We start from the raw sequence: 11,650 nt of genomic DNA on the forward strand, positions 1-11,650 counted from the left end.
TTATTAAACATTTCAGTTAAACGTTCATCGGCTTTTTTCAGTTTTTCTTGAGTATGATACAACCATGTTTCATGCTGGCCTAGTTGCTCGGTTGCTTTATTTAAAATTCGCTGTACTTCTGCCGGATTAGTTCCGCCCAATGCCAGATGATTGTTAATCATATTACTTGGTTCCAAATGGCTAAAGAAAGTCTCTTTCGACAGAGGGAAAGTGATTTTGTTTGGCATGGTTTCGGTGATGACTTGATCAAACATTGTTACTACTTTATCAAACGGTAGCTGCGCCGGAGGCAATTTATGTAGCCGCCCGTATTGGGCTAATTTTGAGGCAAATTGATGTGCAATAGTGAACGGTATTCCGGCTTGGCGCTGAAGCACATTTGCCAGTTCGGTAGTGGTTGAATAGTCGGCATTGACTTGTTCCAGTGCCGCTTCTTTGTCAATTTTCAAGCCTTCCAACACCGCATTGACGCTTTTCAGCATGGTGCAAGCTCGTTCTAACGTTTCTGAAACCTCTAAATTTTTATAATCGGTTAAACCTGAATTGACGTTGTGGGCGGAGATACTGGCTTTGAAGGCGTCGCCGGTGACTTGACTTGCCAGTAAACGTGCTTTATCCAAGGATGATGGATTGCGTTTTTGTGGCATCAAAGTGCTTGGGCTATTTAACGATTCTTTTTCAAGCAACAGCCAAGGGCGAGTATGGTGGAACTGGATATGTAAGTCCTGAATTAAAGTGCCGATAGACAATGCCAGCAAGGACGCTAGATAAGCGCCTTCAACACCAACATCAATCAATGATAATTGTGCGGCATCAAACGCATTTTCAACATAGCCTTCAAATCCTAAAAAATCGGCGAGTGCTGCCCGATTGATCGGGAAGCTGGATGTTGCCAGTGCTGCTGCGCCAAGCGGACATTTATTCAAACGGACGAAATAAGCTGAGAATCGTTGGGTGGTGCGTGCTAAGGTGGCTTCGTAGCCTAAAAGCAAGTGTCCGAGTGTGACCGGTTGCGCTTGCACGCCGTAGGTATAAGAAGGAACAATGCTATCGAGATTATCATGGGCGATGTTTAAAAGGCGTTTTCGAGTTTCTAGCGATAAATAATATAAGTAGAGGAGACGATCGCGGACTAATAAGCGGTGTAGCGTAGCTTGTATATCTTGCCAGCTACGCCCGACATGAATCATTGAACCTTCCGAACCGGTGAGTTCCAATAACATTGGCTGTATTTCGTAGTAATCGTGTGGGCGCTTCGAACCTGCCGCGAGTTGTTGTAGTGCCAGTGCAACTTTTTGTGCGACAGCTTGGCTGACGATACCTTCTTGGAAGGTCATCAAGGTTGATGCTTTTTCAATCTGATTGATCCAATAAAAAGAATCATGATTAAACATATTCGGTACTCCTTTTTCATGCAACAGGCGATAAAATAGATATAACAAATATTAACAAATATTAACAAATATTATAATATACCTTTGCTTGGAAAATACTACCGATAATATCGTTTGTGATGAAATATTTAACAGAATAACGGTGAATACCGCACTTTTAATATAATATATAAGATATTGAAAACAGACCCTAATAAAAAAGCGGAAATAATCAATATATTTCCGCTTGTTACTTTATTTTACGGGAAGAGTAAATTAAATAATATCCAACAACTCCACATCAAAAATTAACGTGCTGAACGGGGGAATGGAAGCGCCAGCGCCGCGTTCGCCGTAGGCGAGATGGTGAGGAATCGTTAGGCGCCATTTTGAGCCGACCGGCATCATTGAAAGGGCTTCGATCCAGCCACTGATCACGCCGTTGACCGGGAATTCTGCCGGTTGACCACGTTGCACGGAGCTGTCGAACACGGTGCCGTCGATCAGGCTGCCGGTGTAATGTACCCGCACTTGGTCTTGGCGGCTTGGCACCGCGCCATTGCCTGCGACCAATACTTCATATTGCAAACCGCTCTCGGTTTCTTTTACGCCATCGGCTTTTTTGTTTTCAGCTAAGAAGTCTTTGCCCGCTTGTTCCACTTCTTTGAACTGCGCTTGTTGTAATTCAGTAGCTTGTTGCTGCATTTGTTGTAAGGCTTGGCTGACAGCTTGCAGATCAACCGCTGGTGCGTTTTGTTGAATGGCGTCGTAAATCCCTTTTGCCACCGCAGCCACATCAATATTCAACTGACTTTGCAGCAGTTGTTGCCCCATTTGCAGACCGATACCGTAGCTGCCTTGTTGCTCTGTTGAATCTAAGGTGACGTTTGCGAAAAATTGTGCGCTCATAAATATCCTTGTTGTTATAAAAGAAAGTTGTAAAAAATTAAAATTAAGCGGCTGAATCTTGCGTAGCCGTTGAAACGGTCATCGCTTGCCCCATGTTGACCGCACTTGCGGCGGTTAATGTCGGCAAAAACGCTATTTTATCCGCTTGAAATAGATTGATGACGGTCGAGCCAAGACGAAATGCCCCCATTTCTTCGCCTTTTTTTAGTTGCACGGCTGAAGCGCCATCTTGTGGATACTCCCATTGCTGCACCTTGCCGTTGCGTGGCGGATTGATGACGCCTGCCCAAACCGTACTGATGCTGGCGGTGATGGTAGCACCGACCAGAATCTGTACCATCGCACCGAACGGTGTATCAAAATAGCAGATCACTCGCTCGTTGCGTGCAAACAGATTGGGAATGTGTTGGGCTAAAAACGGATTCACCGAAAACAGATCGCCGGGCACATACACCATTTTGCGTAATACGCCGTCGCACGGCATATGCACACGATGATAATCGCGTGGTGATAAATAAGTGGTGATGAATTTGCCGTTTTCAAACGCTTCGGCTGATTTTTTATCCTCGGCTAATAGATCCGATAAGCTGAAGAAATGCCCTTTTGCCTGAAATAACTGTCCGTTAGTAATGTCGCCCAGCTCGCTGATACAACCGTCTGCCGGCAAGCAGACCGCACTTTGATCGGCATGAATCGGGCGAGCTTCCGCTTTTAGAGGACGGATAAAAAATTCATTAAACGATGTATATTGGTTTGCTTCGGTTTTTTCCGCCTCTTGTAGGTTGATTTTGTATTTGGCGCTAAAGGCTTTAATTGCCAAGTGGGTGATTGCGCCCCACTGTTTTTCGGCGAACCAGCCGGCGAGGCGAGTGAGTGCCAACTGTGGCACCATATATTGAAAGGCGATTTTCAGCTGTTGCCAATAACTATTTTTGCTTTGTTGCGTCATATTTCTGGGCTCTTCTCTTCGTTATTTAAATGATAAAGTGCGATTATAACAATTTTCGGCAGTGCTGTAAGGTGAGATTTCCGAAGCGGGCAAAGTGCGGTCTGAATGCCGTAAAAAAAGTTGCTAAAAAAGTATAATTCCTTTTGACTATTCTTGTCCGTGCAGTTAATATGCACGCCCTATGCAAAAGGTTAAACTTCCCCTGACTGTCGATCCGATAAAAGACGCTCAACGCCGTTTGGATTATGTGGGTTATTACTCACCTAACCAATTAGAGCGCTTGGCAACGTCAGTCAGTCGCGTGCTGAATGAGGCACAAGTTACATTGTCGTTTTCAATAGATCCACAACGATTGGTCGTGATCAAAGGTCAGGCTAGTATCGACGTGGAGCTGGTTTGTCAACGTTGTGATAAACCTTTTACTGTGACATTGGAATGCAATTTTTGCTATAGTCCGGTGTCCGACATGGATCAAGCGGATGTGTTGCCGGAAATTTATGAACCAATTGAATTCAATGAATTTGGTGAAATAGATTTGCGCGATGTGGTGGAAGACGAGTTGATGCTTGCTCTGCCGTTAGTACCGATGCACGATCCTGAACACTGTGAAGTGTCCGTGGCTGAACAGGTTTTTGGCAAATTGCCTGCTGAAGCAGAAAAACCAAACCCGTTCGCTGTATTAGCTAATTTAAAGCGAAAATAATTTAGGAGTATAGCCGATGGCTGTTCAACAAAATAAAAAATCTCGTTCACGTCGTGACATGCGTCGTTCACACGATGCTTTGACAACTGCTGCTGTTTCTGTCGATAAAGTAACCGGCGAAACTCATTTACGTCACCATGTAACCGCGGACGGCTACTACCGTGGTCGTAAAGTTATCAACAAGTAATTTCGATTACTCTTGATTCTTTAAGGTAAGCAGTTGAGTCGTCTAACCCTGGCGTTAGATGTAATGGGCGGGGACTTTGGTCCCCGTATTACTATCCCGGCAAGCCTGCAAGCGTTGGAACAGGATCCAATGCTACATCTGGTTTTGTTTGGCGATAGTCAGGCTATTTCCCCCTATCTCGCGAATATTCCCCACCATCTCCGCCAACGAATCAATTTGCAGCATTGTGACCGTGTGGTTAAAAACCAGCAGGGGCTTTCTCATGCTTTGCGCCATAGCAAAGGCAGCTCGATGCGCTTGGCGATTGAAGCAGTGCGCGACGGGGCGGCACAGGGCTGTGTCAGTGGTGGTGATACGGCGGTTTTGATGGGTCTGTCAAAAGTGTTGTTGCAGCCACTGGCAGGGATTCAACGCCCAGCATTGGTGTCCAATATTCCAACCATAGACGGCAAACAGAGCGTTATGCTGGATTTGGGGGCGAATATCGATTGCTCTGCGGAGACGTTGGTGCAGTTTGCCCAAATGGGGGCGATTTTTGCCGAAAATAACTTTGGTTTGGTCTATCCGCGAGTGGCGCTGTTGAATATCGGTATTGAAGAGTTAAAAGGGCTGAAAAACATCCGAGACGCCAGTCAGCTGTTGCAGCAGCAAACCAATTTGAACTATATTGGCTACATTGAAGGCAATTATTTGCTGAATGGATATGCCGATGTGATTGTCTGTGACGGGTTTGCCGGAAATATCGCCTTGAAAACGCTGGAAGGTACGGCGAAAAATATTTTTAGTCTGTTGAAAGGCAACAAAAAACAGCCGCCATCGTTGATTAAAAAACTGCTTATCCGTATCGGCAAATATGCCTTAAAAAAATATTTTGTTCAATTGAAACAGTTTAATCCCGATCAATATAATGGCGCTTCTCTACTGGGATTGACTTCTGTGGTGGTTAAAAGCCACGGCAGTGCCAATCAAGCTGCTTTTCTGTATGCAATACAGCAAGCGGCGTGGCAAGTGCGGTCAGAAATGCCGAATAAAATTTTGACCGGCTTGGAAAAAAATTAAGCCGGTATCGTTATCGAACCGCACTTTGTTGAAAATTCATCGTTGATGATTCACACATAATGAGATGATTATGTTTAGTAAAATTTTAGCTACCGGCAGTTACTTACCGGAACAGATTAGAACCAATGCCGACTTAGAGAAAATGGTCGATACGTCTGATGAGTGGATTAGCGTACGCACCGGTATCAAACAACGACGTATTGCCCGCGCTGATGAAACTGTGGCGACAATGGGAACTGAAGCAGCCAAACAATGTTTGGCGATGGCAGCAAACCTCGATGTCAATGAGATTGATTTGGTGTTGGTTGCCACTACCAGCTCTTCACACGCTTTTCCAAGTTCCGCTTGTTTGATCCAAAAAGCACTGGGTATTGAAGATGCGATTGCTTTTGATATTGCGGCGGCGTGTTCCGGTTTTGTGTATGCGCTGAGTGTAGCCGATCAATTTATCCGCACCGGACAGGTGAAAAAAGCGTTAGTAATCGGTGCGGATCTGTTTTCCCGCAGTTTGGACGAACAAGATCGCGGCACTGTAATTTTGTTTGGGGATGGCGCAGGCGCAGTGATTCTGGAGGCCAGTGAAGAACCAGGTATTCTTTCCAGCCATTTGCACTCTGATCCGACCCAAGGTGAAGTGTTGGTACTGGAAAATGCCAAACGCAGCCGTGATGAAGCTTCACCGGCATACCTAACCATGCAGGGCAACGAAACCTTTAAAATTGCTGTGCGTCAATTGGCAAATGTGGTGGAAGAAACCTTAGCTGCCAATAAGTTGGATAAAAAAGACATCGATTGGCTGGTGCCACACCAAGCCAATTTACGCATTATCAGTGCGACCGCCAAAAAATTAGAGATGGATATGTCGCAAGTAGTGGTGACGCTCGATCGCCATGGCAACACTTCCGCCGGCAGTATCCCTAGCGCACTGGATGAAGCGGTGCGTGACGGTCGGATTCAGCGCGGACAACTGATTTTGATGGAAGCGTTTGGTGGTGGCTTGACCTGGGGCTCGGTATTAGCCCGTTTTTAAGTCAATATTCCGCTGAATATGCACTATCTGTAGTGAACAGTAATAACAAACAGTAGTAATAAATAGCAGTGGCAAACAGAGGATTTAATATGAAAAAATTTGCTATGGTTTTCCCAGGACAAGGTTCGCAAGCTATTGGTATGTTAGCCGATTTGGCTACCTGCTTCCCGATCGTGGAACAGACGTTTAAACAGGCTTCCGATGCACTCGGCTATGATTTATGGAGTTTGGTGCAAAATGGTGAAGCAGAAGAACTGAATCAAACTTGGCGCACCCAGCCAGCACTGTTGACGGCTTCCGTTGCCATTTATCGTGTATGGCAGCAACAGTATCCGGCATTAAAACCAGAGGTGATGGCAGGACATAGCTTGGGCGAATTTTCTGCCTTGGTCTGTGCTGGCGTTTTGGATTTTGAAGAAGCGGTGAAATTGGTCGAACTGCGTGGTCGCTTAATGCAAAAAGCGGTTCCGGCTGGAACCGGCGCTATGTATGCGATTATCGGTTTAGACAATCAAGCTATTATTGATGCCTGTCAGCAAGCTGCTGAAGATGAAGTGGTGGCAGCGGTGAATTTCAATTCGCCGGGTCAAGTAGTGATTGCTGGGAATAAAAGTGCGGTTGAGCGAGCTGCGGCACGCTGTAAAGAAGCCGGTGCCAAACGGGCATTGCCGCTGGCGGTCAGTGTGCCGTCACATTGTGCGTTGATGAAACCGGCAGCCGATCAGTTAGCGGTCGCCTTGGAATCGGTGACTTTTAAGCAACCGACAGTAGCCGTGATCAATAATGTGGATGTGAAACAGGAAAAAGCTGCAGACGAGATTCGCAGTGCATTGGTGCGCCAGCTTTATAATCCGGTTCGTTGGACTGAGAGTGTGGAAAAAATGGCAACTGCCGGGGTGAAAATACTGTTTGAAATCGGACCAAATAAAGTATTAACCGGTCTGACTAAGCGCATCAACAAAGAGCTGGATGCCCATGCGGTCAATGATAATGCCTCGTTAAGTGCAGTGGCAGAGCTTATTCAAGACTAATCAGACGAATGAAAAAAAGGAGAGCGTATGCAAGGTAAAATCGCATTAGTAACCGGTGCCAGCCGTGGTATCGGCAGAGCCATTGCAGAGGAGTTGGCTGCGAAAGGCGCCACCGTGATTGGAACTGCAACCAGTGAAAGCGGAGCGGAAGCTATTTCAGCTTATTTGGGTGAGAGTGGCAAAGGCCTAGTGTTAAACGTCAGTGATGTAGCGTCGATTGAGCAGACATTGGCGCAGATTAAAGCTGAATTTGGTGAGATTGATATTCTGGTCAATAATGCCGGCATCACCCGTGATAATCTGTTGATGCGCATGAAAGACAACGAATGGAGCGATATTATTGAGACTAATCTGACGTCGATTTTCCACCTGTCAAAAGCGATGTTGCGTAGCATGATGAAAAAACGTTATGGACGGATTATCAATATCGGTTCTGTGGTCGGTTCTTCCGGCAATCCGGGACAAAGCAACTATTGCGCGGCTAAAGCCGGGGTAATCGGTTTTTCTAAAGCACTGGCGCAGGAAGTGGCTTCGCGTGGTATCACGGTTAATGTGGTAGCACCGGGCTTTATTGCGACCGATATGACCCATGCGCTAACTGACGAGCAAAAACAAGGTATTTTGTCAAATGTGCCTGCAGGGCGTTTGGGCGAGGCAAAAGATATTGCCAAAGCCGTTGCTTTTTTGGCATCTGACGATGCAGGTTATATCACCGGCACAACTTTACATGTTAACGGCGGACTCTACATGAGTTAATCCGTATGGAGCTGTCTGCCCGATTTGTCTATGTAAGCAAAATCAGACAAATTGAGATAAAAGCATGACAAGCCTATTCGGTAATGTTAGAATCTGCGATGGTATACAATCTTGGTTATAGACTTTTCCAAGAAACAAGAATATAGCCAAATTTTGTCATAGTATGTGTCGTTTGAGCCGTTATTTTTCAGTGGATTGCTATCTCGGATAAATAATTGCAGCCGTTTAAACGGTCCATACCATATTCACCTTCTCGCTGTGGCGAAATTTAAAATATAGGAAATTTAAAAAATGAGTATTGAAGAACGCGTAAAAAAAATCATTGTTGAACAATTAGGCGTTAAAGAAGACGAAGTGAAATCTGAAGCTTCATTTGTTGAAGATTTGGGCGCTGACTCTTTAGATACAGTTGAATTGGTAATGGCTTTGGAAGAAGAATTCGATATCGAAATTCCTGATGAAGAAGCTGAGAAAATCACAACTGTTCAGTCTGCAATTGATTACGTTCAAAATAATCAATAATCTTCTGGATTTAGGCGGTTATCAGACCGCCTAAATTTTATCTACGGTTAAAAATTAATCTACGATTAAAAGTACCATTTTCAACCTCCCGTTCGGAGTATATTCATGTCAAAACGTCGTGTTGTTGTTACAGGCTTGGGAATGCTGTCACCGCTTGGTAATGATGTCAACTCAACCTGGCAAAACCTTCTCGCAGGAAAGAGCGGTATCAATCTGATTGAAAATTTTGATACCACCCACCACACTACAAAATTTGCCGGTCAGGTCAAAGATTTTAATGCGGAAGCGTATATTTCACGCAAAGATGCCAAAAAAATGGATTTATTTATCCAATACGGTATTGCAGCCGGAATGCAAGCTATTGAAGATGCCGGTTTGCAAGTGACAGAACAGAATTCACCGCGTATCGGCGTGGCAATTGGATCCGGCATTGGTGGTCTTGGTTTGATTGAGGAAAATCATACCGCACTTGTCAACGGTGGACCACGCAAAGTCAGCCCGTTTTTTGTGCCGTCAACTATTGTGAATATGATTGCCGGACATCTGTCGATTAATTATAAATTGCACGGACCGAATATTACAATTGCAACCGCTTGTACCACGGGTGTGCATAATATTGGTCACGCTTTCCGCATGATCAGCTATGGCGATGCCGATGTGATGATTGCCGGAGGGGCAGAAAAAGCCAGCACATCGTTAGGTATTGCTGGTTTTGGCGCAGCGCGGGCGCTTTCCACGCGTAATGACAATCCACAAGCGGCAAGCCGTCCTTGGGACATCGAGCGTGATGGTTTTGTGCTGGGCGATGGCGCAGGCATTATGGTGTTGGAAGAATACGAACATGCCAAAGCGCGCGGTGCTAAAATATATGCGGAGTTGGTCGGCTTTGGTATGAGTGGTGATGGTTATCATATGACCTCTCCACCGGCAGATGGTGCAGGTGCTGCACTGGCGATGAAAAATGCGCTACGCGATGCCGCGATTGAGCCACAGCAAATTGGTTATGTCAATGCACACGGCACTTCAACGCCGGCAGGTGATATTGCTGAAGCAACCGCAATCAGTTCAGTTTTCGCTGCCAATAAAGATCAGATTCTAGTCAGCTCAACCAAATCGATGACTGGGCACTTACTGGGTGCCGCGGGTTCGGTAGAATCGATTTTCACGGTATTGGCGCTGCAAGATCAAATCGTGCCGCCAACCATCAATTTGGATAATCAAGATCCGAATGTTACGCTGGATCTGGTGCCAAATACTGCTCGCAAAGTTGAAATGGAGTATGCGTTATGCAATTCGTTCGGCTTTGGTGGTACAAATGGGTCGTTGATTTTTAAGAAAATCTGATCGGATTCTTGCTTGTAAATCTGAATACCAAAGTGCGGTTTTCAATTAATGAAAACCGCACTTTTGTTTTTTGGTGGCTGTTTAAAAATAATCCGAATTTCGCTTGTGTGGTGTGGTTAATCTGGGTATAATCTTGCGCCTTAACAGTCACATTCCATTTTCGTTCCTTGCTTCCGCAGACTGGTGACTGGTCTATCGTCGGAGGCTGATTAACCCGTAAGGAGCAGCAGCAATGCGTCACTACGAAATCGTTTTTATGGTTCATCCGGACCAAAGCGAACAAGTACCGGGCATGATCGAGCGCTATACTGGTTCTGTTAAAGAAGCAGGTGGACAAGTTCATCGCCTAGAAGATTGGGGTCGCCGTCAGTTGGCTTATCCAATCAACAAACTACATAAAGCACATTATGTGTTAATGAATGTAGAAGCACCGCAAGAAGTAATCGACGAGCTAGAAACAACTTTCCGTTACAACGACGCCGTTCTGCGTAACGCTATTATGCGTACTAAGCACGCCGTAACAGAAGCGTCCCCAATGGTTAAAGCAAAAGACGATCGTCGTGCTTCAGCCGAAGTTGACAACAACGATTATGAGGATGCCGAAGAGTAATTTAACGATTGACAATCGTTTGTCGCTGACGGGCTTTGTCGCCTCTCATCCCAAACGAAGTAGCAGTCCGAGTGGTATTGAACATTGTCGCTTTGTTTTCGAACATCGCTCGCAGCAGACCGAAGCCGGTTTAGTGCGGCAAGCGTGGTGTAAAATAGCGGTATCACTGAGTGGACAACAATTAATTAAACAAACTCAAAGCATTACGGTCGGTAGTAAACTTTTAATCGTCGGTTTTATCACCACGCATAAAAGCAATAACGGACTCAGTCAGTTAGTTTTACACGCCGAGCAAATCGAATTTATAGATTAGGAGACTCGCCCTATGGCACGTTATTTCCGTCGTCGTAAGTTCTGCCGTTTCACAGCGGAAAACGTAGTTGAAATCGATTACAAAGATATCGCCACGTTGAAGAACTACATTACAGAGAGCGGCAAAATTGTTCCAAGCCGTATTACCGGTACTCGTGCGAAGTACCAACGTCAACTGGCACGCGCAATCAAACGCGCTCGCTATTTAGCGTTGTTACCGTACACTGACAACCATCAGTAATCAAGAGAGGATACGGTAATGCAAATTATTCTTTTAGATAAAATTGTTCATTTGGGTAACGTTGGTGACCAAGTGAATGTTAAAGCAGGTTTTGCGCGTAACTTCCTGATCCCACAAGGGAAAGCAGTTATGGCAACCAAAGCTAACGTTGAACATTTCGAAACTCGTCGTGCTGAGTTAGAAGCTAAAGTTGCTAAAGAGTTAGCCGAGGCGCAAGCGCGTGCAGAGAGCATCGCAGCCTTGACTAGCGTAACTATCGCTTCCAAAGCCGGTGATGAAGGTCGTTTATTCGGTTCTATCGGTACTCGTGACATCGCTGATGCGATCACGGCTGCCGGTGTTAAGGTTGAGAAAAGTGAAGTTCGTCTGTCAGAAGGTCCATTGCGTACCACTGGCGAACACGAAGTTCGTTTCCAATTACATGGTGAAGTTTTCACTTCATTGATTGTAAACGTTATTCCTGAATAAGCCGATTATTCAACGAAAAACCCGATTGTTGCTCATATTGAGATGACAATCGGGTTTTTTTTATGGTTGTTATTCAAACACCTTTAAAATATCGATTGGTATTGTTTTTGCTTGCAAATAGTCATGAATGGATTCAAGTAGGCATAGTAGACAAAA

Annotated in this window: 15 protein-coding genes; 12 read left to right on the forward strand and 3 right to left on the reverse strand. The window is 45.3% G+C overall.

Annotation, left to right across the window (positions count from 1 at the left end; translation table 11 throughout):
- From FHQ23_RS11540 to asd, 3 genes are all read right to left on the reverse strand, one after another.
- A partial coding sequence (locus tag FHQ23_RS11540) for a lyase family protein (protein ID WP_139614455.1) occupies positions 1 to 1,394 on the reverse strand: 1,394 nt, incomplete at its 3' end.
- A gap of 255 nt (positions 1,395 to 1,649) precedes the next feature.
- Complete coding sequence (bamJ, locus tag FHQ23_RS11545; RefSeq protein ID WP_139614456.1) at positions 1,650 to 2,282, reverse strand: BamJ family beta-barrel-assembly machinery protein; 633 nt, start codon at positions 2,280 to 2,282, stop codon at positions 1,650 to 1,652.
- Positions 2,283 to 2,325: 43 nt separating this feature from the next.
- The gene (gene asd / locus FHQ23_RS11550; RefSeq protein WP_139614457.1) at positions 2,326 to 3,231 is read right to left on the reverse strand and encodes an archaetidylserine decarboxylase; all 906 of its coding nucleotides are present in this window, start codon (positions 3,229 to 3,231) and stop codon (positions 2,326 to 2,328) included.
- Positions 3,232 to 3,412: 181 nt separating this feature from the next.
- Here asd and yceD point away from each other — a divergent pair, with 181 nt between their 5' ends.
- The 12 genes from yceD to rplI all read left to right on the forward strand — a co-directional run bounded on the left by yceD (position 3,413) and on the right by rplI (position 11,494).
- Positions 3,413 to 3,934 carry a 23S rRNA accumulation protein YceD gene (gene yceD / locus FHQ23_RS11555; protein ID WP_139614458.1) on the forward strand — a complete coding sequence of 174 codons (522 nt, stop codon included), beginning with the start codon at positions 3,413 to 3,415 and terminating at the stop codon, positions 3,932 to 3,934.
- A gap of 16 nt (positions 3,935 to 3,950) precedes the next feature.
- Positions 3,951 to 4,121, forward strand: a complete 171-nt coding sequence (rpmF, locus tag FHQ23_RS11560) for a 50S ribosomal protein L32 (protein WP_121124072.1) — start codon at positions 3,951 to 3,953, stop codon at positions 4,119 to 4,121.
- Positions 4,122 to 4,154: 33 nt separating this feature from the next.
- Positions 4,155 to 5,180 (forward strand): phosphate acyltransferase PlsX, encoded by a 1,026-nt coding sequence (plsX, locus tag FHQ23_RS11565; RefSeq protein WP_139614459.1) that lies wholly within the window; start codon positions 4,155 to 4,157, stop codon positions 5,178 to 5,180.
- A gap of 70 nt (positions 5,181 to 5,250) precedes the next feature.
- Complete coding sequence (locus tag FHQ23_RS11570) at positions 5,251 to 6,210, forward strand: beta-ketoacyl-ACP synthase III (protein WP_139614460.1); 960 nt, start codon at positions 5,251 to 5,253, stop codon at positions 6,208 to 6,210.
- 89 nt (positions 6,211 to 6,299) lie between these two features.
- Positions 6,300 to 7,241: an ACP S-malonyltransferase gene (fabD, locus tag FHQ23_RS11575; RefSeq protein ID WP_139614461.1), complete on the forward strand. Its 942-nt coding sequence runs from the start codon at positions 6,300 to 6,302 to the stop codon at positions 7,239 to 7,241.
- 27 nt (positions 7,242 to 7,268) lie between these two features.
- Positions 7,269 to 7,997: a 3-oxoacyl-ACP reductase FabG gene (fabG, locus tag FHQ23_RS11580; RefSeq protein WP_139614462.1), complete on the forward strand. Its 729-nt coding sequence runs from the start codon at positions 7,269 to 7,271 to the stop codon at positions 7,995 to 7,997.
- Positions 7,998 to 8,288: 291 nt separating this feature from the next.
- Positions 8,289 to 8,519: an acyl carrier protein gene (acpP, locus tag FHQ23_RS11585; protein ID WP_034617387.1), complete on the forward strand. Its 231-nt coding sequence runs from the start codon at positions 8,289 to 8,291 to the stop codon at positions 8,517 to 8,519.
- Between the two features lie 105 nt (positions 8,520 to 8,624).
- Entirely contained in the window at positions 8,625 to 9,863 is a 1,239-nt protein-coding gene (gene fabF, locus FHQ23_RS11590; RefSeq protein ID WP_139614463.1) for a beta-ketoacyl-ACP synthase II, read from the forward strand.
- Between the two features lie 232 nt (positions 9,864 to 10,095).
- Positions 10,096 to 10,473: a 30S ribosomal protein S6 gene (gene rpsF, locus FHQ23_RS11595; RefSeq protein ID WP_132965566.1), complete on the forward strand. Its 378-nt coding sequence runs from the start codon at positions 10,096 to 10,098 to the stop codon at positions 10,471 to 10,473.
- Positions 10,460 to 10,786: a primosomal replication protein N gene (priB, locus tag FHQ23_RS11600; RefSeq protein ID WP_139614464.1), complete on the forward strand. Its 327-nt coding sequence runs from the start codon at positions 10,460 to 10,462 to the stop codon at positions 10,784 to 10,786. Before rpsF ends, priB begins: the two co-directional genes overlap by 14 nt.
- Positions 10,787 to 10,798: 12 nt before the next feature.
- Entirely contained in the window at positions 10,799 to 11,026 is a 228-nt protein-coding gene (rpsR, locus tag FHQ23_RS11605; protein ID WP_005759927.1) for a 30S ribosomal protein S18, read from the forward strand.
- Between the two features lie 18 nt (positions 11,027 to 11,044).
- Positions 11,045 to 11,494, forward strand: coding sequence for a 50S ribosomal protein L9 (rplI, locus tag FHQ23_RS11610; protein ID WP_139614465.1), 450 nt, complete (start codon positions 11,045 to 11,047; stop codon positions 11,492 to 11,494).
- The last annotated feature ends 156 nt before the right edge of the window (positions 11,495 to 11,650 follow it).

Origin of the sequence: Testudinibacter crocodili, from assembly GCF_006228025.1 — a bacterium.
In the GTDB taxonomy this organism is placed as follows: Bacteria; Pseudomonadota; Gammaproteobacteria; order Enterobacterales; family Pasteurellaceae; genus Chelonobacter.